General features: G+C 73.2%; 17 protein-coding genes. 13 read left to right on the forward strand and 4 right to left on the reverse strand.

Features of this window, described 5'->3' with window-relative positions:
- Nucleotides 1–324 precede the first annotated feature (324 nt).
- The 3 genes from EDC50_RS03105 to EDC50_RS03115 are packed head-to-tail and all read left to right on the forward strand — an operon-like array spanning nucleotide 325 to nucleotide 3,128.
- Nucleotides 325–2,304: a SpoIIE family protein phosphatase gene (locus EDC50_RS03105; RefSeq protein ID WP_123768990.1), complete on the forward strand. Its 1,980-nt coding sequence runs from the start codon at nucleotides 325–327 to the stop codon at nucleotides 2,302–2,304.
- A 7-nt stretch (nucleotides 2,305–2,311) separates the two neighbouring features.
- Nucleotides 2,312–2,734: an ATP-binding protein gene (locus tag EDC50_RS03110; protein WP_123768991.1), complete on the forward strand. Its 423-nt coding sequence runs from the start codon at nucleotides 2,312–2,314 to the stop codon at nucleotides 2,732–2,734.
- Nucleotides 2,735–2,744: 10 nt separating this feature from the next.
- Entirely contained in the window at nucleotides 2,745–3,128 is a 384-nt protein-coding gene (locus EDC50_RS03115; RefSeq protein WP_123768992.1) for an STAS domain-containing protein, read from the forward strand.
- A gap of 127 nt (nucleotides 3,129–3,255) precedes the next feature.
- On the opposite strand, the gene EDC50_RS03120 is transcribed toward EDC50_RS03115, so the two are convergent.
- Nucleotides 3,256–4,653 carry a GntP family permease gene (locus EDC50_RS03120; RefSeq protein WP_123768993.1) on the reverse strand — a complete coding sequence of 466 codons (1,398 nt, stop codon included), beginning with the start codon at nucleotides 4,651–4,653 and terminating at the stop codon, nucleotides 3,256–3,258.
- Nucleotides 4,654–4,992: 339 nt separating this feature from the next.
- Here EDC50_RS03120 and EDC50_RS03125 point away from each other — a divergent pair, with 339 nt between their 5' ends.
- Nucleotides 4,993–7,227 carry a TonB-dependent receptor gene (locus tag EDC50_RS03125; protein ID WP_123768994.1) on the forward strand — a complete coding sequence of 745 codons (2,235 nt, stop codon included), beginning with the start codon at nucleotides 4,993–4,995 and terminating at the stop codon, nucleotides 7,225–7,227.
- A gap of 215 nt (nucleotides 7,228–7,442) precedes the next feature.
- Nucleotides 7,443–10,781 (forward strand): PAS-domain containing protein, encoded by a 3,339-nt coding sequence (locus tag EDC50_RS03130; protein ID WP_123768995.1) that lies wholly within the window; start codon nucleotides 7,443–7,445, stop codon nucleotides 10,779–10,781.
- 66 nt (nucleotides 10,782–10,847) lie between these two features.
- Here EDC50_RS03130 and EDC50_RS03135 read toward each other — a convergent pair whose 3' ends face one another.
- On the reverse strand, nucleotides 10,848–11,270 hold the full coding sequence (locus EDC50_RS03135; protein WP_123768996.1) for an SRPBCC family protein: 423 nt from the start codon (nucleotides 11,268–11,270) through the stop codon (nucleotides 10,848–10,850).
- 111 nt (nucleotides 11,271–11,381) lie between these two features.
- The gene (locus EDC50_RS03140) at nucleotides 11,382–12,047 is read right to left on the reverse strand and encodes a response regulator transcription factor (protein WP_123768997.1); all 666 of its coding nucleotides are present in this window, start codon (nucleotides 12,045–12,047) and stop codon (nucleotides 11,382–11,384) included.
- 91 nt (nucleotides 12,048–12,138) lie between these two features.
- Here EDC50_RS03140 and EDC50_RS03145 point away from each other — a divergent pair, with 91 nt between their 5' ends.
- From EDC50_RS03145 to EDC50_RS03180, 8 genes are all read left to right on the forward strand, one after another.
- Nucleotides 12,139–13,974 carry a 3-hydroxybutyrate oligomer hydrolase family protein gene (locus EDC50_RS03145; protein ID WP_123768998.1) on the forward strand — a complete coding sequence of 612 codons (1,836 nt, stop codon included), beginning with the start codon at nucleotides 12,139–12,141 and terminating at the stop codon, nucleotides 13,972–13,974.
- Nucleotides 13,975–14,378: 404 nt separating this feature from the next.
- Nucleotides 14,379–15,011: a CDP-alcohol phosphatidyltransferase family protein gene (locus tag EDC50_RS03150; RefSeq protein ID WP_199742075.1), complete on the forward strand. Its 633-nt coding sequence runs from the start codon at nucleotides 14,379–14,381 to the stop codon at nucleotides 15,009–15,011.
- Nucleotides 15,012–15,039: 28 nt separating this feature from the next.
- Nucleotides 15,040–16,074 (forward strand): class III poly(R)-hydroxyalkanoic acid synthase subunit PhaE, encoded by a 1,035-nt coding sequence (phaE, locus tag EDC50_RS03155; protein WP_123768999.1) that lies wholly within the window; start codon nucleotides 15,040–15,042, stop codon nucleotides 16,072–16,074.
- Nucleotides 16,074–17,159: a class III poly(R)-hydroxyalkanoic acid synthase subunit PhaC gene (locus EDC50_RS03160; protein WP_123769000.1), complete on the forward strand. Its 1,086-nt coding sequence runs from the start codon at nucleotides 16,074–16,076 to the stop codon at nucleotides 17,157–17,159. The genes phaE and EDC50_RS03160 overlap by 1 nt, the downstream gene beginning before the upstream one ends.
- Before the next feature lie 308 nt (nucleotides 17,160–17,467).
- On the forward strand, nucleotides 17,468–18,181 hold the full coding sequence (locus tag EDC50_RS03165; RefSeq protein WP_242002985.1) for an SGNH/GDSL hydrolase family protein: 714 nt from the start codon (nucleotides 17,468–17,470) through the stop codon (nucleotides 18,179–18,181).
- 61 nt (nucleotides 18,182–18,242) lie between these two features.
- On the forward strand, nucleotides 18,243–18,620 hold the full coding sequence (locus EDC50_RS03170; protein ID WP_123769002.1) for a YfeK family protein: 378 nt from the start codon (nucleotides 18,243–18,245) through the stop codon (nucleotides 18,618–18,620).
- A 59-nt stretch (nucleotides 18,621–18,679) separates the two neighbouring features.
- Nucleotides 18,680–18,877, forward strand: a complete 198-nt coding sequence (locus EDC50_RS03175; protein WP_123769003.1) for a PspC domain-containing protein — start codon at nucleotides 18,680–18,682, stop codon at nucleotides 18,875–18,877.
- Between the two features lie 164 nt (nucleotides 18,878–19,041).
- A complete protein-coding gene (locus tag EDC50_RS03180) occupies nucleotides 19,042–19,542 on the forward strand; it encodes a hypothetical protein (protein WP_123769004.1) in 501 nt (166 codons plus the stop codon).
- A 190-nt stretch (nucleotides 19,543–19,732) separates the two neighbouring features.
- Here the strand turns inward: EDC50_RS03180 and EDC50_RS03185 are convergent, their stop codons facing one another.
- Nucleotides 19,733–20,650, reverse strand: coding sequence for a rhodanese-like domain-containing protein (locus tag EDC50_RS03185; RefSeq protein WP_123769005.1), 918 nt, complete (start codon nucleotides 20,648–20,650; stop codon nucleotides 19,733–19,735).
- Between the last annotated feature and the right edge of the window lie 150 nt (nucleotides 20,651–20,800).

Below are 20,800 nucleotides of genomic sequence, written 5' to 3' on the forward strand. Positions count from 1 at the left end.
CGCGACGCCGCGGCGGGACCGGCGCCCATGCGCGGGGCCGCCATGCGATGGCTGAGCCCGGCAAGACATAGCGTTTCGATGCGGACCCATCCGCGCGCGACGGACAGTTCCGGCGAATTTGGACGGCAATGGGTGTCGGGGCGCGCCGCGGGGAAGCGGGCGTTCGTCGTATTCGTGGCCCGGGGTGAAGCGCATCACGGATCGTCGATCCGTCCCGCCGCTTCGCGACGAACGGAGCCTGCGGCCGGAAAAGCGGCGCACGTTTCCTTGACACGCCCCGGCGCGAATTCGATGCTGCGGGCGATGCCGTGACGGAAGCGCGCGATGCAGTGGGGGCAGGCGGGGGCGGATGTGGACGCAGGCGCGCACGACCATGCGCAGGCCGCCGTACCGTGGCACCGCAGCCTGCGCACGCGGATCGCGCTCTGGTTCGGCGCGCTGGCGGCGAGCCTGTTGGCGCTGGTGCTGATCGCGGCGTACCTGTCCGGCCGCCAGCAGCTGATCGGCGATGCCGTGGAGCGCATGCGCTTCGACGCGATCCGCAGCGCGGACCGGTTCAATGCGGCGGCGCGCGCGCTGCGCGTCACCGGCCAGGGCATCGCCGGGCTGGCGCTGGAGCCTTCGATCGACCGCGCGGCCGCGGTGCGCATGCTGCAGACGATGGTCGACAACGACGCCGCGGTGATCGGCGGGTTGCTGGTGCTCGAGCCCGGCGTGCTGCCGGACGGCGCGCCGTTGGCCTACCACGCCGGCGTGCCTTCGGCCGGCGTGCAGGACGTGGACCTCGTGGCCACCGGCTACGACGTGTTCGACAAGCCCTGGTACCGGCGCACCGTCGCCGGCCGCACGCCCTGGTGGTCCGAGCCGTACTTCAACGAGACCGCCGGCGGGCGCTGGATGACCACGCTGAACCTCCCGCTGCACGATCCCTACCGCGGCAGGAACATCGGCATGGTCAGCCTGGACGTGCCGATGGAGTACCTGGCGGGCCTGCTCGCGCCGACGAACGAGCCCGCAGGCGTGGAAGCCGCGCTGTACGCACCGGGCGGCATGATCGCGGTGCATCCGCAGCCCGGCGTGGCGCTGCGCTACGACATCGCCGGCTACGCCGCCGCGTTCGGCCGGCGCGAATTGCGCGAGGTGGCGCAGGCCCATCGCGCGCGGCGCGAATACCGCGGCGACGCCGGCGACGGCGGGCACCTGGTGCTGGTGCCGGCCGAGGGCGGCTGGAGCATCCAGTTGCGGGTGTCGGACGCGGTGGTGCTGGAGGCGCTCGGCCGGCATTTCCGCATGCTGCTCGGCGGCGGGCTGCTGGCGATGCTGGTGCTGGCGCTCGTGGTGATCCGCCTGAGCCGGCGGATCACCGACCCGCTGCGGACGCTGACCGGTGTCGCGCAGCGTTTCGCCGCCGGCGAGTTCGATTCGCCGCTGCCCGAATCCGCCCGCGGCGACGAGGTCGACGTGCTGGCGCACGCGCTCGACCGCGCCGGCGCGTCGATCAAGGCGCAGATGGCCGAGATCGAGACCATGGCGGCGGCGCGGCAGAAGCTGGACAGCGAACTGTCGATCGCCCGCGAGATCCAGCGCGCGATGCTGCCGGTGGCGCCTTCGTCGCTGCAGCACGGCTCGCGCAACCTGAAGGCGTTCGCCGCGTTGGAGCCGGCGAAGGCGGTGGGCGGCGACTTCTTCAACTTCTTCCAACGCGACCAGACCCTGTGGTTCGCGATCGGCGACGTCTCCGACAAGGGCATCCCGGCGGCGCTGTTCATGGCGCGCAGCCTCAGCATCCTCGAGACCGCGATCCACCGCGGCGGCGTCACCCCGGCGGATGCGCTGCGGGAAGCGGCCGAGCGGCTGGCGCGGAACAACGAGGCCTGCATGTTCGCCACCGTGCTGTGCGGCACGATCGACGTGGCCAGCGGCGCGATGACCGTCGCCAGCGCCGGCCACGACGCGCCGCTGCTGCGCGGCGCCGACGCGCGCGTGCGGCCGCTGCCGCTGGAATCCGGACCGCCGCTCGGCTTCGAGGTGGCGGCGGCCTACCCGCAGTGGCAGGGCCGCCTGGAACCCGGCGAGGCGTTGCTGGCTTACACCGACGGCATCACCGAGGCCTTCGACGCCGGGGACGAGGCCTTCGGCGAGGACCGCCTGTGCGAGGCCGCGGCAGGCGAGGGCGACGCCGCCGCGCTGTGCCGACGCGTGCTCGCGGCCGTGGCCGCGTTCGCGCGGCAGGCGCCGCAATCGGACGACATCACGGTGCTGGCGATCAGCATGGACCGCCTGCCGGTGCCGCAACCCGCCTGAGGAGACCATGCAGATCCGAATCACCGTGCCGAACGAGCTCGCGCGCCTGCGCGACCTCACCGCCGCGATCGACGCGGTGTTGGAAACCAATGCCGTGGCCCGCGAGGTGCGCGAGGACGTGCGGCTGATCGCCGAGGAGATCGTCGCCAACGCGATCGAGCACGGCGGCTGCGGCGCGCAGACCGAGATCATCGTCGAGATCACCGCGCGGGCGGACCGCCTCGTGATCGAGTTCCGCGACTCCGGCCGGCCGTTCGACCCCACCGCGGTCGAGGCGCCGAGGCTCGACGCCGACATCGAGGAGCGCGGCGTCGGCGGCCTCGGCCTGCACCTGGTGCGGGAACTGGCCGAAAGCCTCAGCTACCGCCGCGAAGACCCCTACAACGTGCTGCGCGTGACTGTGCGCGGCAGCGCCCGACCGACCGCCTGAAGGAGACCCCATGGGCCTGCACATCCATATCGACGAGCCGAAGGGCGACAGTCGCCGCGTGGCCTTGTCCGGCCGCCTCGACACGCATACCTACGGCGAACTCGACCGCCGCCTGGAACCGGTCCTGGCGTCCGACCTGCGCGCGCTGGTGCTGGACCTGGCCGACCTGGAGTACATCAGCTCCGCCGGCATCCGCTCGGTGTTCAAGGCGCGCAAGGCGATCGAGGGCCGCGGCGGCAGGGTGCTGGTGACCAACCTGCAGCCGCAGATCAAGAAGGTGTTCGACATCGTCAAGGCGGTGCCGCTGAACTCCATCTTCACCTCGGTCGAGGAAGCGGACCGCTACCTCGACGCGATGCAGAAGCGCGTGCTGGAGGAAGAGGACCGGCCGTAGCCGAACGCGCCTTCCGGAGCGTGCCTTCTGGTCAACGGGCGGGGCCCGCGCGCCGGAGGGCGGACAAGCGCCCGAGGCGCGTCGGCGGCCGCTCGTGCGCAGGCTCCGGCGACGCGGCCCGCTGCGCTCAGGCCAGTCCGGTGGCGTAGAACAGGCCGATCACGAAGAACACCGCCAACGTCTTGATCAGGGTGATCGCGAAGATGTCCTTGTAGGCCTGGCGATGGGTCAGGCCGGTGACCGCGAGCAGGGTGATCACCGCGCCGTTGTGCGGCAGGGTGTCCATGCCGCCCGAGGCCATCGCCGCGACGCGATGCAGCACCTCCATCGGGATGCCGGCGGCCTGGGCGTTGGCGATGAAGGTCTCGGCCATCGCCGCCAGGGCGATGCTCATGCCGCCGCTGGCCGATCCGGTGATGCCGGCCAGCGCGGTCACCGTCACCGCTTCGTTGACCAGCGGATCGGGGATCGCGCCCAGCGCGTCGGCGACGACGAGGAAGCCGGGCAGGGCGGCGATCACCGCACCGAAACCGTACTCGGAGGCGGTGTTCATCGCCGCCAGCAGGGCGCCGCCGATCGCGTTCCTGCTGCCCTCGGCGAAGCGTGCCAGCACCGGCCTCCAGGCGAAGGCGAGCACCGCGGCGATGCCGACCAGCAGCGCGCCGAGCACCGCCCAGATCGCCGCGACCTTCGCCACCTCCTGCACCACCGGCGCGGCGCCGCCGATCACCGCCGGGTCGAAGGCGTGGCTTTCGCCGTAGTAGCGCGGGATCCAAAGCGTGAGCAGCTTGTTCGCCACGCCCACCAGCAGCAGCGGCAGGAGCGCGATCGCCGGGTGCGGCAACCGGTCGTCGGCGAACGGCGCCGGCTCGTTGACCAGCGCGGTGCCGTAGCCCTCGCCGGCGCGCGCGGCGGCGCGGCGGCGCCAGTCGAGGTAAAGCAGGCCGAGGATCAGGATGAACACGCCGCCGAGCGTGCCCAGCCACGGCGCCGCCCAGGCGTCGGTGCCGAAGAACGAAGCCGGGATGATGTTCTGGATCTGCGGCGTGCCGGGCAGCGCGTCCATGGTGAAGGTGAAGGCGCCCAGCGCGATCGTGCCCGGGATCAGCCGCTTGGGGATGCCGCTCTGCCGGAACAGCTCGGCCGCGAACGGATAGACCGCGAACACCACCACGAACAGCGACACGCCGCCGTAGGTCAGCAACGCGCAGACGACCACGATCGACAGCATCGCCCGGCCGGCGCCGAACAGGCGGATCGTCGCTTTCACTATCGACTTGGAAAAGCCGGACAGCTCGATCAGCTTGCCGAACACCGCCCCGAGCAGGAACACGGGGAAGTACAGCTTGAGGAAGCCGACCATCCTGTCCATGAACAGCCCGGTGAACATGGGCGCCACCAGCGACGGGTCGGTCAGCAGCACCGCGCCCAGCGCCGCGACCGGCGCGAACAGGATCACGCTGTAGCCGCGGTAGGCCACGAACATCAGAAAGCACAGCGCGGCCAGCACGATCAGAAACGCCATTGCCCGTCCCCGGTTGAGAAAAGCGAGAGCCGTCGACCCCGCGGAGGCGGGACCCCGGCGACTTGGCGGCCAGGCCGCCGGTCGCGACGCCACGGGATTCCCGCCTTCGCGGGCCTGACGCATTGCGGTCGCGTCGGCGCCCGTGTTCGGCCGAGCCGCCGCGGCTTTCCGGAAGTCTCCGCGCCGCGCCGCCGCCGCGTGCATTGTCCGAAGGTACAGCAGCGGCCGCGGCGAGCCGGCGCCTAGTCTTGCGGCATGGCGGGGAGGGGCCCGTCGACCGGCAACGCCCGCGGCCCGGCCGCGGGCACCACGCGATTCGATTGGGGAGGAGCGCCGTCCATGATCCGCAAGACTCTGAGCATCGCCATCGCCTGCGCGCTGGTCGCGCCGGCGGCCTGGGCGCAGGACGCGCCCTCGGCGCAGGAAGCGCCCGCGCACCGCGAGGCGACCACGCTCGGCGGCGTCACCGTCACCGCCCGCAAGCGCGAGGAGACGCTGCAGGAAGTGCCGGTGGCGGTGACCGCGTTCACCCCGGAAGCGCTGGACCGGCTCAACGTCGAGGACCTGAGCGACCTCGACGCACAGGTGCCGAACCTGACGATCTACGCCGCGCGCGGCTCCAGCAGCACCATCACCGCGTACATCCGCGGCATCGGCCAGTCGGACCCGCTGTGGGGCGTGGACCCGGGCGTGGGCATCTACCTCGACGACGTCTACATCGCGAGGCCGCAGGGCGCGCTGCTGGACGTGTTCGACGTCGAGCGCGTGGAGGTGCTGCGTGGCCCGCAGGGCACGCTGTACGGCAAGAACACCATCGGCGGCGCGATCAAGTACATCTCGCGCGGGCTGCCGAACAGCTTCGACGGCTTCGCTTCGGTCACGGTGGGCAACTACGACCAGCTCGACGTGAAGGCCGCCGTCGGCGGGCCGCTCGGCGGCAGCGATGCGCTGCGCGGGCGCCTGTCCGTGGCCAGCCTCAATCGCGACGGCTTCGGCGACAACCTGTATTCCGGCCAGGACGTCAGCGACAAGGAGATCCTGGCCGTGCGCGGCCAGCTCGGCGCCTACGTCAGCGACGACCTCGACATCCAGTTCGCCTACGACTGGATGGACGACCAGTCCGGGGTGCGCGGCGCCCGGATGCTGGCGCCGAACCGTTTCGCGCCCGGCTTCGCGCCGCTGGATTCGCGCTACGACATCCGCAGCGGCATGCCCAACGTCAACGACACCGAGATGAAGGGCGCCTCGGCCACGGTCAACTGGGTTGCCAGCGAGGACTGGGCGTTCAAGTACGTCGTTGCCAAGCGCGAATCCGACACCGAGACCAACATCGACTTCGACACGCTGCCGAACAAGATCGCCGACGTGAAGGCGTTCTACCGCGACGAGCAGGTCAGCCACGAGCTGCAGGCCAACTACGACGGCGGCGGCCGCGCGCGCGGCGTGATCGGCGTGTACGCCTTCGACGGCGAGGCCGGCGGCCAGGTGCTGAACAACTTCTTCGATCTGTCCTTCGGCGATACCCAGGGCACGGTCTACACCGACAGCGTCGCGCTGTACGGCGACTGGACCTTCGACCTGACCGGCCGCCTCAAGCTCGACCTCGGCGCGCGCTACACCGACGAGAAGAAGCGCGCGGTGGTGCTCAACCGCTGCTACACCGACGCGACCTTCGCCACCCTCGCGCGGGCCTGCGCCGCCAACAACCCAACCCCGATCGCCGCCCGGTTCGACAAGCGCATCGGCTTCGAGAACACCTCACCCAAGGTCTCGCTGGACTACCAGATCACCCCGGACATCATGGTCTACGGCCTGGCCTCGCGCGGCTTCAAGTCCGGCGGCTACAACATCCGCGCCCAGGCCACCGCGGTGCCGCGCTCGGCCGAGCCGTTCGACGACGAGGTCGTGGACAGCTACGAGATCGGCGGCAAGATGGCCTTCCTGGACCAGACGCTGTTCCTCAACCTGGCCGCGTTCCACAACAAGTACAAGGACATCCAGCTGTCGGTGTTCACCGCCTACGACAGCAACGGCGACGGCGCCGACGACGCGTTCTTCGGCGACTTCACCAACGCCGGCGAGGGCACGGTGGACGGCGTCGAGGTCGAGTACCAGTGGATGCCGAGCCGGCGCTGGCTCATTTCCGGCAACCTGGCCTGGCTCGACGCCAAGTACGACGAGTTCATGTACGCGGGCGTCAACATCGCCGACGAGCAGGAATTCACCAACGCGCCCGACTTCTCCGGCGCGCTCAACGTCGAGTACCGCATGGACCTGGCCGGCGGCGGCGACCTCTCGGCGCGGGTCGGCTACAGCTACCAGAGCGAGGTGGTGGCAACCACCGAGATCGTGCGCAGCGGCGCGCAGCCGATCACCCAGGACGGCTACGGCCTGGTCAACGCCGGCGTCACCTGGCGCAGCGGCGGGCCGTGGTCGGTCTCGTTGCAGGGCACCAACCTGGCCGACGAGGAGTACCGGACCACCGGTTACAACCTGGTCTCCTCGCTCGGCGTGCTGACCGGCTTCTATGGCCCGCCGCGGCAGTACACGCTGTCGGTGCGCTACGACTTCTGAGTGCGGCGGGGTCGCTTCCGGCCCTCACCCGACCCTCTCCCACGCGCGGGAGAGGGCGCAATCCCCCCCTTCTGCGCACGCCGGAGAGGGAGGTACTCCCCGCCTCACTTGCGTAGAAGGGGGAGGCGGGAATCGCCCCTCTCCCGCTTGCGGGAGAGGGGTTGGGGTGCGGGCGAGACGCGCTATGCTCGCGCCGATGCACCCCGGCGCCCACCATGCTTAGCCTGACCGCGGTCGCGCTGGCGAGCCTGGCCTGGCTCGCGCTGATGTTCGCCACCGCGCTCTACGCCGAACGCCGCCCGGGCGTGCTGTCGCGGCACTGGCGGCACATCTACGCGCTGTCGCTGGCGGTGCACTGCACTTCCTGGACCTTCTACGGCACCGTCACCCAGGCCGCGCGCTACGGCTGGCCGCTGCCGCCCACCTTCCTCGGCGCGATCCTGCTGTACGCGCTGGCGGTCGGCTTCATGACCCGGCTGGTGCGGCTGTCGCGCGAGACCAACGCGACCTCGCTGGCCGACCTCATCGCCACGCGCCTGGGCAAGGACGCATGGCTGGCGGCCACGGTGACGCTGGTGGTGGCGCTCGGCCTGATCCCGTACATCGCCCTGCAGCTCAAGGCGGTGGCGATGAGCTTCGCGATGCTGACCGCGCGCTCGGCCGAGGCGGCGTCCTCGCCGGCCTGGCGCGACAGCGCGCTGTACGTCGCATTGGCGATGGCCACGTTCACGATCCTGTTCGGCACCCGCCGCGCCAGCGCCGCCGAGCACAACCGCGGCCTGGTGCTGGCGATGGCGTTCGAGTCGCTGTTCAAGCTGGCGGCGATGCTGGCGCTGGGCGCATTCGTCTGGTTCGGGCTCGGCGGGGCGCCGTGGCCCGCGCCGGCCGCCCCGCCGCCGGAGCCCGCGGGCGGCTTCGCCCCGCTGGTGCTGCTGGGCGCGCTGGCGATGTTCATCCTGCCGCACCAGTTCCATGTCGCCGTGGTCGAATGCCGCGACGAGCGCGACGTGCGCACCGCGCGCTGGCAGTTCCCGCTGTACCTGGCGCTGATCGCCTTGCCGGTGCTGCCGCTGGCGCAGGCGGGACAGGCGCTGCTCGCCGGCCACGTGCCGTCCGACCTGTACGTGCTGGCGTTGCCGTTGGCGCGCGGCCACGAGGGGCTGGCGCTGTTCGCGTTCCTGGGCGGACTGAGCGCGGCCACCGGCATGGTGGTGGTCAGCACCCTGACCCTGAGCCTGATGGTCGGCAACCACTGGTTCGCGCCGGGCCTGCTGCGCGGCGCGTGGTCGCGCGGCGGCCGCGGCGACCTGCGCGGCAGCGTGCTCGCGCTGCGCCGCGTCTGCATCCTCGCGATCATGCTGCTGGCCTGGGCCTACAGCCGGCTGATCGCCGGCAGCGCGGCGCTGGCCGACGTCGGCGCGGTGTCGTTCTCGGCGCTGGCGACGCTGGCCCCGGCGCTGTGCTTCGCGGTATGGCGGCCGTCGATTCCGCCGCGCGCGGCGGTGGTCGGCATTCTCGCCGGTTTCGCCGCCTGGGCCTGGGCGTTGCTGCTGCCGACCACGCTGGAAGTGCGCGGCGCGGCGCCGGCGTGGCTGCACGAGGGGCCGTTCGGTGTGCAATGGCTGGCGCCGGAGGCGCTGTTCGGGCTGACCGGCTGGAGCCGGCTCGGGCGCGCCGTCGGCGCCAGCCTGTTCGTCGGCACCGCCGCGACGGTGCTCGCCGCGCTGTTGCGGCGCGAGGCGCCGCGCCGGGCGCAGCGCGGCCTCGACGCGCGCGCGCTGCGCGACGCCGGCTTGCGCTTCCTGCCGCCGGAGCGGGTCGCGCAACTGCTGCAGGACGCGCCCGCGGACGGGCCGGTGCCGGCCGCGGTGGAGGCGCGGCTGGAACGCGAGCTGGCCGCGGTGCTGGGCTCGGCTTCGGCGCGGGTGCTGCTGGATGCGGCGCGCCGCGCGCCCGGGCGCGAGCTGGACACGATCGCGGCGATCGTCGGCGAGGCCTCGGCCGACCTGCGCTTCAACCAGCGCGTGCTCGAGGCCGCGCTGCAGAACATGAGCCAAGGCATCAGCGTGGTCGACGCCGACCTGCGCCTGGTCGCGTGGAACCGGCGCTACGCCGAACTGTTCGACTTCCCGCCCGAGCTGCTGCAGGTCGGGCGCCCGATCGCCGACCTGGCGCGCTGGGCGATGCAGCGCCTGCCGCTGCACGGCGACCTGGAGAAGGCCCTGCAGCGGCGCCTGGCGTTCATGCGCGCCGGCACGCCGCACCTGTCCGAGCGCGTGCTGCCCGACGGCAGCATCGTCGAGATCCGCGGCAACCCGATGCCGGGCGGCGGCTTCGTCGCCACCTTCACCGACGTCACCGCATTCCGCCGCGCCGAGGCCGGGCTGATCCAGGCCAACGAGACGCTGGAGCAGCGGGTGACGGCGCGGACCGCGGACCTGGAGGTGGCCAAGCGCGAGGCCGAGCGCGCCAACGAGGCCAAGAGCCGCTTCCTGGCCGCGATCGGGCACGACCTGATGCAGCCGCTGCATGCGGCGCAGCTGTTCGTCGACGCGCTGGCGCAGCAGGTGCGCGAGCCGGGGCAGCGCGAGACGGTCGCGCAGATCGTCGGCGCGTTGGATTCGACCCACGACCTGCTCGGGAGCCTGCTCGACATGTCGCGGCTGGAGGCGGGCGGGCTGGTGCCGCAGCCGCGCGAGTTCCCGCTGGCGGAAGTGCTGGAGCCGCTGGCCTCGGAGTTCGGCGCGATCGCCGCGGCGCGGGGGCTGCGCTTCCGCTTCGTCGGCTGCCGCGCCTGGACCCGCAGCGACCCGCAGCTGCTGCGCCGCGTGCTGCAGAACTTCCTCGCCAACGCGGTGCGCTACACCGAGCGCGGCCGCGTGCTGCTGGGCGTGCGCCGCGACGGCGGCGGCCTGCGCATCGAGGTCCACGACAGCGGCCCCGGCATCGCGCCGGAGCAGCGGGCGGCGATCTTCGAGGAGTTCCGCCGCGGCGAGAACGCGCCGGGGCAGGGCCTGGGCCTGGGACTGTGGATCGCCGACCGCATCGCGGCGCTGCTGCAGGCGCCGCTGTCGCTGCGCAGCCGCCCCGGCCGCGGCGCGGTGTTCGCGGTGCGGGTGCCGCTGCGCGAGCGGCGCGCGCCCGCGGCGCCCGCCGCCGTGCCCTCGGCGCCCGGCGTGCGCGTGCTGGTGGTCGACAACGACCGCGCCGCGCTCGCCGCGCTGGAAAAACTGCTGCGCGGCTGGGGCTACGACGTGGCGGCGGTGGCCGACCGCGCCGCCGCGTTCGCCGCCCAGCGCGAGCGCCCGGCCGCGCTGTGGCTGTTCGACTTCCATCTCGACGACGGTGACACCGGACTGGCGCTGGCCGCCGACCTGGCCGGCGGAGGCGAGGCGCCGCCAACCGTGATCCTCACCGCCGACGCCGATCTCGCGGTGCGCCGCGCGGTGCACGAGGCCGGGCTGACGCTGCTCGGCAAGCCGCTCAAGCCGCTGGCGCTGAAGTCGACCGTGGACCGCCTGCGCGCGGCGGAGCGGCGCCCGGTGGCGGGCTAGAGGGAAGCCGGGAATGCCGCGATCGCACGGGAAGGGATCGCGGCGCCGGCCGTTCGCGCCCGTGTCCTACCCGGCCGCGCCGGCCTTCGCCTCGACGTAGCGCCCGAAGCTGTCCAGGATCGATTGCCAGCCCTCGCGCTGCATCTCCGCCGGGTACACGTTCTCGGCGTCGAAGGTCACCCGCACGCGCACGCCCTGCGGGCTTTCGTCGAAGGTCACCTGCACGTCGCGGCCGTCGTCCATGCGGTACTCGATCAGGTCGCCGGGCACGACGCGGGTGTAGGTGCCCTCGAAATCGAAACCCTGGCTGCCGTCGCGCGCCTCCATGCGGGTGGAGAAGCGGCCGCCCTCGCGCAGGTCGACCGTGCTGCGCGGGCTGTGCCAGTCCTCGGAGGCGGTGTTCCAGCGGGTGATGTCCTCGGGGTTGCTGTAGGCGGACCAGACGGCATCGCGGCCGGCCTTGACGGTGCGTTCGACGGTGATCTTCATGGCGGTATCCTCTTTTTTCGATGGCGGGAAGCGAGGCCCGGAACGCGGTTCCGTTCGCGGCCTTCATCGACGCGACGAACCGGCGCGGCGGAAATCGACAACGCCGCAGCGTCAGGCGCCGAGCGCCCGCGCCGGGTCGCTCAGTTCCAGTTCGCGCAGCACCACGCTGGCCTGGGTGCGGTTGCGCACGCCCAGGCGCTCGAAGATCGCCGACAGGTGCGCCTTGACCGTGCGCTCCTGCACTTCCAGGCGGTCGGCGATCTGCTTGTTGAGCAGGCCCTGCGCGACCAGGGTGAGCACGCGGAACTGCTGCGGCGACAGGCTGGCCAGCCGCGCCGCCAGGTCGGCGTCGGCGCTGGCGCTCTGGGTGCGCGCCACGGCGGCGCGCAGCGAGGGCGGCAGCCACTGCTCGCAGGCCAGCACGGTGCGGATCGCCTCGCGCAGTTCGTCCAGGCCGGCGCTCTTGGGCAGGTAGCCGGCGGCGCCGTGGTCGAGCGCGCGCCGCACCACGCGCGGGTCGTCGTTGGCCGAGACCACGACCACCGCGACCCCGGGGTGCTGGGCACGGATCGCGGCCAGCCCGGCCAGGCCGTGGTTGCCGGGCATGTGCAGGTCGAGCAGGACCAGGTCCACCGACGGATCGGCGTCGAGCGCGGCGAGCACGTCGTCGAGCCGGCCGGCCTCGTCGATGCGCGCGTCCGGCACCGCCTCCAGCGCCGCCTGCCGCAGCGCGGCGCGGAACAGCGGGTGGTCGTCGGCGATCAGCAGGGTCGGCATGGCGCTAGCGTACCAAGCCGGCCGCGGCGGCCGCAGGCGACGTGTACCAAAGTACGATGGGCCCGCGCGCGCGCCTTGCTAGGCTGCGGCGATGAACAGGATCCCGCACCGCATCCCGCTGCTCGCCGCCGCCGCGTTCGCGCTGGCGGCCTGCGCCGGCCATGGCGTACGCAAGGGCCAGGAGGCGCCGATGTTCGCCGCAGAACGGGTCACCGAGCACCGCGACGGCGACGACCTGCTCAGCGCCGGCCTCGGCCTGGGCGGGCTGCGTTCGCCGGCGCCGCCGGCGTTCGCCGATCCCGAGCGGCCGACGCCGGCCGAGCTGCGCCGGCGCGCGGTCTGGAGCAACTGGCGCGGCATCGCCGACCTCGCCCCCGGCGGCGGCTACGGCGAGTTGTACGGCAGCGTCGCCGCCGTGCCCGGGCGCGAATACGCCGCCCTGGCGACGGTGCCGGGCGCGCGCCAGCCGCATCGGGTGCTGGTGCAGGTCCCGGACGGCTTCGACCTGGGCAAGCGCTGCGTGGTGGTGGCCGCTTCGTCCGGCTCGCGCGGCGTCTACGGGGCGATCGCGGTCGCCGGCGCCTGGGGCCTGCCGAAGGGCTGCGCCGTGGCCTACACCGACAAGGGCGCGGGTACCGACTACTTCGATCTCGACGCCGGCCTCGGCGTGACCGCGGACGGCCGCATCGCCGCGCCCGGCGCGATGCCGCTGGCGTTCGCGCCCGACGCGCCGGCCGGCGCGGCCGGGCGGCGCGGCATCGCATTCAAGCACGCGCATTCGCAGGACAACCCCGAGGCCGACTGGGGCCGGCACGTACGCCAGGCGGCGCAATACGCGCTGCACGCGCTGGACCGGGCCTTCCCGCAGGCGGCGCCGTTCACCTTCGCCGACACCCGGGTGATCGCGGTCGGCATCTCCAACGGCGGCGGCGCGGTGCTGCGCGCGGCCGAGCTGGAGGGCGACTGGCTCGACGCGGCGGTCGCCGGCGAGCCCAACGTCTACGTCGAAGGCGAGGGCGGGCGCGCGCTCTACGACTACGCCACCGAAGCGGCGCTGCTGATGCCGTGCGCGTTGCTGCGCGTGCCGGGCCTGCCGCAGCCGCCGGCGACCGCGCAGATGGCGCCGTTGTGGACCCGGCATTGCGCGGCGCTGAAGGCCGCCGGTCTGGTGGAGGGTGGCGACGCCGCGGCGCAGGCCGCATCGGCCCACGCGCGGCTGAAGGCGAGCGGCTGGCGCGACGAAGCGCTGCGCGCGGGCGCGGCGACGGTCGGTTTCGACATGTGGCGCGCGGTGACGGTGGCCTATGCCTCGGCCTACGGCCGCTATACCGCCGGCGCGCACCCCTGCGGCCACGGCTATGCCGCGCTCGACCCGAAGGGCGCGGCGCGGGCCGCGACCGCCGCCGAGCGCGCGGCCTGGTGGGCGGACGCCAGCGGCATTCCGCCGGGCAACGGCATCGGCCTGGTCGAACGCACGCCGGGCGACGCGTTCGCCGGCCTGCAATGCCTGCGCGCGTTGTGGCAGGGCGAAGGCGAGGACGCGCGGCGCGTGCGCCGTGGCGTGGCCGAGACCCGCGCCGCGCCGCCGCGCGCCGGGTTGCCGGTGGTGGTGATCCACGGCGACGACGACGGCCTGATCCCGCCGGCGTTCAGCAGTGCGCCGTACGTGCGCCGGGCGCAGGCCGCCGGGCGCGAGGTGCGCTACTGGCAGGTGCACAACGCCCAGCATTTCGACGCCTTCCTCGGCCTGCCGGACTACGGCGCGCGCTATGTGCCCTTGCTGCCGTACGTGTACGCCGCGCTGGACCGGGTCGAGGCGCACCTCGAACGCGGCGCGCCGCTGCCGGCCGACGCGATCGTCGACACCGTGCCGCGCGGCGCGGGCCGGCCGCTGCAGGCGGCGAATCTCGCGTTGCCCGCGCGTTGAGCGGCGGGAGCCGGCGGTCATCCCGCAGCAGGGCCTGCTTGTGCTTTTTCATCCGCGTGCCACGTCGCTTGCGCAGCCGGGCAGGCGCGACCTTCGGCGGCAGGGATGCCGCCGAAGCGCCTGCATGGACGTATTCACCGCGTGCCTGCCCCATGCCCCGGCTGCGCTCCGTGCCGACTTGCACAAGCAAAAAACAGGTCCCTCGTTGCGCCTCGGACGGCAGCCGAGGGGCCGCCGCACGACCGCCGCGTCTTCCGCCGGGGCGGCCCGCGGCGCGCCCGGGAAGCGGGAGTCGCACGGCGTGCACGCGGCGTGATCGCGGCCAGAGGCGCTGCGCATGCGCTTGCGGCGGCCGGCCCGCCTTGGCAGGCTTGCCGCCATCTCCCGCTTGCGAAGGCCGGCCCATGTCCAGCGAACGCCCCGCGCCGCGCCACTTCTCGATGCTGCGCCAGTTCCACCTGGCCGACTGGCTGACCCTGGCCAATGCGTTCTGCGGCACCGGCGCGATCTTCGCCGCGATGCGTTTCCTGCAGGAGGGCCGCGTGCGGGACCTGCTGGTGGGCATGGCGTTGATCCCGCTCGCGTTCGTGTTCGACGCGCTCGACGGCCGGGTCGCGCGCTGGCGCAAGTCGGCGTCCACGCTCGGGCGCGAGCTGGACTCGCTCGCCGACGTGATCTCCTTCGGCGTCGCGCCGGCCGCGCTCGGCTACGCCTGCGGGCTGCAGGGCGGCTGGGACTGGATCGTGCTGAGCTATTTCGTCGGTTGCGGCGTCAGCCGCCTGGCGCGCTACAACGTCACCGCCGAGCAGCTCGCCGGCGGCGGCGACAAGGTCAAGTACTTCGAAGGCACGCCGATCCCCACCAGCCTGGTGCTGGTGATCGTGCTCGCGATCGCCGCCGGGCAGGGGGCGACCGGGGCCGGCCTGTGGCTGGGCAGGGTCGAGCTCGGCCCCTGGCAGTTCCATCCGCTGGTGCTGATGTACGCGCTGTCGGGCTCGCTGATGATCAGCAAGACCCTGCGCATTCCCAAGCCCTGACCGCATCCGGCGCCGCGACGGCGCGCTCATGCGCGATTGCTATCATCGCTTGCAGCCGGAGGTGGACACGATGCAGGCTGGATTCGAGGACTTCGACGCGCTGGCGCGCCGCTACTGGAGCGCCTGGGGCGAGGCGCTGCGCGCCGCCGGCGCGCCCGCCGCCTCGCCCCCGGCGCCGGCGTTGCCGGGGTGGAACGAGGCGCTGGACTGGTGGTCGCGCCTGGCCAAGGGCGGACGCGGCGAACCGGACAACGTGCTCGACCGTTTCAATGCCCAGGCCGGCGCCTGGCTGGACCAGATGCAGCAGCTCGCCGCGCAGTTCGCCGGCCGCGACGCCGGCGCCGCCGAGATCGCCGCCGCCTGGCGCAAGATGTTGGGCGGCGACGTGGCCAGGCCGTTGCAGGACGCGTTCGCCGCCATGCACGGCGCCGGCGCGCAGGATCCGGCGCGCGGGACGGAGCCTTGGCTGGCGCTGCTGCAGCGTTGGCAGGAGGAAGGGCGCGGCTGGCTCGGCCTGCCGGCGTTCGGCCTCGGTCGCGAGCACCAGGAGCGCTGGCAGCGCCTCGCCCAGGCGCAGCTCGACGCCCAGGCGCAGGCGCAGGCCTACCACGCCCTGCTGGCCGAAGCCGGGCAGGACGCGTTCAAGCGTTTCGAGGGCCGGCTCGAGCAGCGCCAACGCGAAGGCCGCCCGCTGGCGTCCGCGCGCGAGCTGTTCGACCTGTGGGTGGACGCGGCCGAGGAGGCCTACGCCGAGATCGCGCTGTCGCCGCGTTTCCGCGACGCCTACGCGGCGCTGGTCAATTCGCAGATGAAGCTGCGCAAGGCCGCGCAGGCGGAGCTCGAGCAGGCCTGCTCGGCGCTCGGCCTGCCCACCCGCACCGAACTGGATTCGGCGCACCGCAAGATCGCCCAGCTCGAGCGCGAACTGCGCCGCCTGCGCGAGGCGCTGCAGGAAAGCCGGAACGCGCCCGCTAACACGGCGCCCGGGCCGGGCAAGCCGGTGCGCACCGCGACGCGCGCGTCCGCGCGCAAGCGCGCGCCCTCGCCGCGGAGCGAAGGCTGATGGACGAGAAGCGCACCGCAAGCCCGCTCGGCTTCACCCCGGACATGCTCGCGCAGGAGGCGCTGCAGTGGCAGGCCAAGCTGCGCGCCGGCCTGGAGACGCTGCGCCGGCTCGAGGACGTGCAGTACGGCGCGACCGAGCGCGAGGAGGTCTGGCGCGACGGCAAGGTGGTGCTGTACCGCTTCCGCGGCGAGCGCGCGCCGACCGCGAAGGTGCCGCTGCTGATCGTCTACGCGCTGGTCAACCGGCCGTACATGATCGACCTGCAGGCGGACAAGTCGATCGTGCGCGGCCTGCTCGAGCGCGGCGAGGACGTGTACGTGATCGACTGGGGCTACCCGGACCGCTCCGACCGCTTCCTCGAGCTGGAGGACTACATCCAGCGCTTCGTCGGCGGGGCGGTCGACCACCTGCGCCGCACGTACCGCCAGGAGGCGGTCAACCTGCTCGGCATCTGCCAGGGCGGCGCCTTCGCCCTGTGCTACGCGGCGCTGAACCCGGCCCGGGTGCGCAACCTGGTGACGATGGTCACGCCGGTGGACTTCCACACCGACGACAACATGCTGTCCAACTGGGCGCGCAACCTGGACGCCGACCTGTTCGTCGACGCGCTCGGCAACGTGCCGGCGGACGTGATGAACTGGTGCTACCTGATGCTCAAGCCGTGGCGGCTGATGGTGCACAAGTACGTCGGCCTGATCGACATCCTCGACGATCCGCGCGCGCTGGAGGACTTCCTGCGCATGGAGAAGTGGATCTTCGATTCGCCCGACCTCGCCGGCGAGGCCTTCCGCCAGTTCGTCAAGCAGTTCTACCAGGGCAACGGCTTCGTCGAAGGCGGCATCGAGATCGGCGGCCGCAGCGTCGACCTGAACTACGTCGGCATGCCGGTGCTGAACATCTACGCCGAGCAGGACCACCTGGTGCCGCCGGCCTCCTCGCGCGCGCTGGCCGACCTGGTCGGCAGCGAGGACTACAGCGAACTGTCGTTCCGCGGCGGCCACATCGGCATCTACGTCTCCGGCCGCGCCCAGCGCGAGGTGCCGGCGGCGATCCACGATTGGTTGGCCGGGCGCTCGCGCTGAGCCTGCGGTTCCCGTCGCCTGCGGCAGGCGGGCCGCAGGCATCGGGCGGATCGCCCTGGCCGGGGAGGGGGTCGGCCTCCGCGCCGGCGGGGATGGAGCGAGCCGTGCCGCCGGCGCCCCGAGGGCGCAGGCGCGCTCTTGGGAATGTTGCTTGCCGCCCTCTTCGCGAACTGCGGCCGGCACGATGGGCCCCGCTTGCGCGGGACGACGGGCGGGGCCGGCCGGGACCGGCGAGGATCCGGGCCGTCCCTCTCGCTCGCCGCGTCCGGCGCGCGTTACATTGGCCGGGTCGGATGCGGAGGTTTTCGATGTCGCTATCGTGGTCGACGCTGGTGCTCGCGCTGCTCGCCGCCGTCGCGGCCGGCCCCGTGCCCGCACGCGCCTGGGAAGCCGCGGCGCATGCCGAACTCGCCGATCCGGCCCGCTGGGAGCCCGACATCGTCGCGTTCGAGCGGGCCGACGCGGAGCGCCCGCCGGCGCCCGGCGGCGTGCTGTTCGTCGGCAGTTCCTCGATCCGGATGTGGCCGTCGCTCGCGACCGACTTCCCCGGCGTGGCCGCGCTCAACCGCGGCTTCGGCGGCTCGCGCGTGCGCGACGCGACCTACTACGCCGAGCGCATCGTCGCCCCGTACCGCCCGCGCGCGATCGTGTTCTACGCCGGCGACAACGACCTGGCGGAGGGGCGTACGCCGCGCCAGGTGCGCGACGACTTCGCCGCGTTCGTCGCCAAGACGCGCCGGCTCGCGCCGCGGGCGCGCATCGCCTTCGTCTCGATCAAGCCCAGCCCCTCGCGCGCGGCGCTGATGCCGGCCATGCGCCAGGCCAACGCGCTGGTGCGCGCCTGGGCCGAGCGCCAGGCCGACGTCGACTACCTCGACGTGTTCACGCCGATGCTGGACGCGCAGGGGCAGCCGCGGCGCGAGCTGTTCCTGGGCGACGAGCTGCACATGAACGAGTCCGGCTACGCGATCTGGAGCGCGGTGGTCCGGGCCTGGCTGGCCGGGCTGCCGCCACGCCGCTAGCGGCGCCGCGCGGGAGCCGCGGTACCCGGGCGCGGGAGGAACAACGGAATCGGAGGGTGCGATGCGGAAGCCCGGGCGGATCTTGCTGCTGCTCGCCGCGTGCGCGGCCGGCCCGGCGTGCGCGCAGAGCTCGACGCCGGCACCGGCCGCGCGCGAGATCGAGGCCCTGATCGCCGCGCTCGGCCGCTCGAACTGCGAATTCCAGCGCAATGGCCGCTGGCACGGCGCCGCCGAGGCACAGGCGCATCTGCGCCGCAAGTACGAGTGGCTGCGCAGGCGCGACCTAGCCGGCAGCGCCGAGCAGTTCATCGAGCGCGCCGGCAGCCGCAGCAGCACGACCGGGCAGCCGTACCGGGTGCGTTGCCCGGGGCAGCCGGAGACCGGCTCGGCGCAATGGCTGCGTGCGCGGCTGGCCGAGTCGCGGCACCCGGCGCGGTGAGCGCTTGGCATCGACCGCCGCCGCGCTAGACTGCCCGCGTGTCCCTGGACCGAGCCGCAATGAACGCTCCGCGTACGCTCTCCCGTTCCCGCCACGACCGCATGATCGCCGGCGTCGTCGGCGGCATCGCCCGGCGTTTCGGCTGGAACTCGACGCTGCTGCGCGTGCTGTACGTGATCGCCTCGATCGCCTCGGCCGCGTTTCCCGGCCTGCTGGTCTATCTGATCCTCTGGTTGCTGATTCCCGAAGGCGACTAGCGCGGCGCCGCCGGTCACATGCGGCAGCGTGCCGGCGCGGCGTAGGAGACGGCAGGCCGCATGGGCCGCGTCGACAGGCGCCGGTGTCGTGGGCCGAGGGGGCGCTGGATGCGCTCGCGAGGCGGCGCTTCGAAGCGGCCGCCCATCGAGGGAGAATCGAAGCAATGACGACGTCGCCGTGGCCGATGCGTGCGGTGCTCGCGCTGGGTGCGCTGTGGGCGTTGCCGAACACGCTGCTGGGCCTGCTGCTCGGCGCCGCCGGGCTGCTGCGGGGGGCGCGCTGCCGCTGGCGCCGGCGCGAGCTCGCGCTGGTGTTCCAGCGCTGGCCCTGGGGGCCGGGCGGGGCGATCACCTTCGGCAACGTCATCCTGCACACCGGCGACAGCCTGGACACGCCCTGCGCCACCTACGCGCACCGTGCCGGCCATTGCGAGGAGCCGGCGATCCTGCTGGCCGACCACGAGCGCGCGCATGTCTACCAGTACCTGGCGCTGGGCCCGCTGTTCCTGCCGCTGTACCTGCTGTGCGGCGGCATCAGCGTGCGCAACCGCTTCGAGCGCGCCGCCGACCGCTACGCGCGCACCGGCCGCGGCTGGTGGCCGTGGTCGCGCGATCCCGATGCGTTCCCGCCGTCGCCGGCGAGGCGCGGCTCGGGGCGGGGGTGAGCCCGCGACCGGCCCGGCCGCGGATGCGATCTGGTATCGATTGAAGGCGCGGACGGCAGCCACCGCTGCGGCCGTTCGGTGCGGCGACCGGCGCGTCGTTCCGCGAGCCGCCGTGGCGCGTCCGGAGACATAGGACCTCGCCGCAGGATGCGTCGGCTTCTTCCCGGCGCGGAGCGCGGATGGGCCGGGGCTACTGCGTCGCCACCGCCCGGCCCTCGCCGCGCCAGGCCTCGAAGCCGCCCGCCAGCGGCCGCACCCGCTTGAAGCCGCGCCGGGCCAGCTCGCGCGCCAGCACCGCGGCGGAGGCCTCGTTCGGGCAGTCGCAATAGACCACCACCTCCTCGCGCGGCGCCAGCGCCGCGTCCTCGATCGTGGCGACGAAGATCGCCCCCGGGATCCAGCCGGTGCGGGCGCGCTGGCTCGGCGCGCGCACGTCCAGGATCGCCGGCGCGGCGCCGCGCTCGATCAGCCCGTGCAGCTCCGCCGGGGTGATCCGCGCCATGCGCAGCTCGCGCAGGAACGCACGCCGGCGCCAGGCCTTCGCGACCACGAACGCGACGACCGCCGCCAGCAGCGCGAGCAGCCCGTAGCGGCCCAGCTCCTCCAGGGTCGACAGCACCTCGTTGACCGCCTCGTGGAACACCGCGCCGAGCGCGACCGCCACGCCCGCCCACAGCAGCGCGCCGAGCGTGTCGTACAGCAGGAAACGGCCGGGGCGGGTGCCGCTCTCGCCAGCGAGCACCGTGGCGACCGCGGCGAAGCCGGGCACGAACTTGGCGACGACCAGCGACGGCGCGCCCCAGCGCGCGTAGATGCCGCGCGTCGTCAGCACGCACGAATCCGGCGACAGCGACAGCCGGCACATCAGCCGCAGCAGCCGCGTGCCGAAGCGGCGACCGCCGAGGAACCACAGCCAATCGGCGCTCACCGCCGCCAGCGCCGCGACCAGCGCGATCGGCCAGGGGCTCTGGCCCTGGTCCACGGCGAGCGCGGCCGCGACCACGATCGGCGGATACGCCGGCACCGGCAGGCCGCCCTGGTCAAGCAGCACGGCCACGAACACGACCGGCAGGCCATAGGCGGCGAGAACGTGGAGCAGCAGGTCCATGGCGGCGCGCAGCGATCGGGCAGGGCCATGGTAGGTCCGCTCCGGCCGCCGACAATCGCGCGAACGCGCACCGATGCGTTGCGGCGGCGGTATGCGGCGGAGTTTTGGCAATCGAGAATCATTTGCGTTTGAGGGCGGAAGTTCCGATAA

The sequence above is a fragment of the Vulcaniibacterium tengchongense genome, from assembly GCF_003814555.1.
In the GTDB taxonomy this organism is placed as follows: domain Bacteria; phylum Pseudomonadota; class Gammaproteobacteria; order Xanthomonadales; family Xanthomonadaceae; genus Vulcaniibacterium; species Vulcaniibacterium tengchongense.

What these genes read in the sequence shown, in the direction of transcription:
- EDC50_RS03175 (WP_123769003.1), top strand. Translation starts at nt 18,680, where the DNA reads ATGAACGCTCCGCGTACGCTCTCCCGTTCCCGCCACGACCGCATGATC.
- EDC50_RS03185 (WP_123769005.1), bottom strand. Translation starts at nt 20,650, where the DNA reads ATGGACCTGCTGCTCCACGTTCTCGCCGCCTATGGCCTGCCGGTCGTG.
- EDC50_RS03110 (WP_123768991.1), top strand. Translation starts at nt 2,312, where the DNA reads ATGCAGATCCGAATCACCGTGCCGAACGAGCTCGCGCGCCTGCGCGAC.
- EDC50_RS03115 (WP_123768992.1), top strand. Translation starts at nt 2,745, where the DNA reads ATGGGCCTGCACATCCATATCGACGAGCCGAAGGGCGACAGTCGCCGC.
- phaE (WP_123768999.1), top strand. Translation starts at nt 15,040, where the DNA reads ATGCGCGATTGCTATCATCGCTTGCAGCCGGAGGTGGACACGATGCAG.
- EDC50_RS03160 (WP_123769000.1), top strand. Translation starts at nt 16,074, where the DNA reads ATGGACGAGAAGCGCACCGCAAGCCCGCTCGGCTTCACCCCGGACATG.
- EDC50_RS03125 (WP_123768994.1), top strand. Translation starts at nt 4,993, where the DNA reads ATGATCCGCAAGACTCTGAGCATCGCCATCGCCTGCGCGCTGGTCGCG.
- EDC50_RS03120 (WP_123768993.1), bottom strand. Translation starts at nt 4,653, where the DNA reads ATGGCGTTTCTGATCGTGCTGGCCGCGCTGTGCTTTCTGATGTTCGTG.
- EDC50_RS03105 (WP_123768990.1), top strand. Translation starts at nt 325, where the DNA reads ATGCAGTGGGGGCAGGCGGGGGCGGATGTGGACGCAGGCGCGCACGAC.
- EDC50_RS03135 (WP_123768996.1), bottom strand. Translation starts at nt 11,270, where the DNA reads ATGAAGATCACCGTCGAACGCACCGTCAAGGCCGGCCGCGATGCCGTC.
- EDC50_RS03145 (WP_123768998.1), top strand. Translation starts at nt 12,139, where the DNA reads ATGAACAGGATCCCGCACCGCATCCCGCTGCTCGCCGCCGCCGCGTTC.
- EDC50_RS03130 (WP_123768995.1), top strand. Translation starts at nt 7,443, where the DNA reads ATGCTTAGCCTGACCGCGGTCGCGCTGGCGAGCCTGGCCTGGCTCGCG.
- EDC50_RS03165 (WP_242002985.1), top strand. Translation starts at nt 17,468, where the DNA reads ATGTCGCTATCGTGGTCGACGCTGGTGCTCGCGCTGCTCGCCGCCGTC.
- EDC50_RS03150 (WP_199742075.1), top strand. Translation starts at nt 14,379, where the DNA reads ATGTCCAGCGAACGCCCCGCGCCGCGCCACTTCTCGATGCTGCGCCAG.
- EDC50_RS03170 (WP_123769002.1), top strand. Translation starts at nt 18,243, where the DNA reads ATGCGGAAGCCCGGGCGGATCTTGCTGCTGCTCGCCGCGTGCGCGGCC.
- EDC50_RS03140 (WP_123768997.1), bottom strand. Translation starts at nt 12,047, where the DNA reads ATGCCGACCCTGCTGATCGCCGACGACCACCCGCTGTTCCGCGCCGCG.
- EDC50_RS03180 (WP_123769004.1), top strand. Translation starts at nt 19,042, where the DNA reads ATGACGACGTCGCCGTGGCCGATGCGTGCGGTGCTCGCGCTGGGTGCG.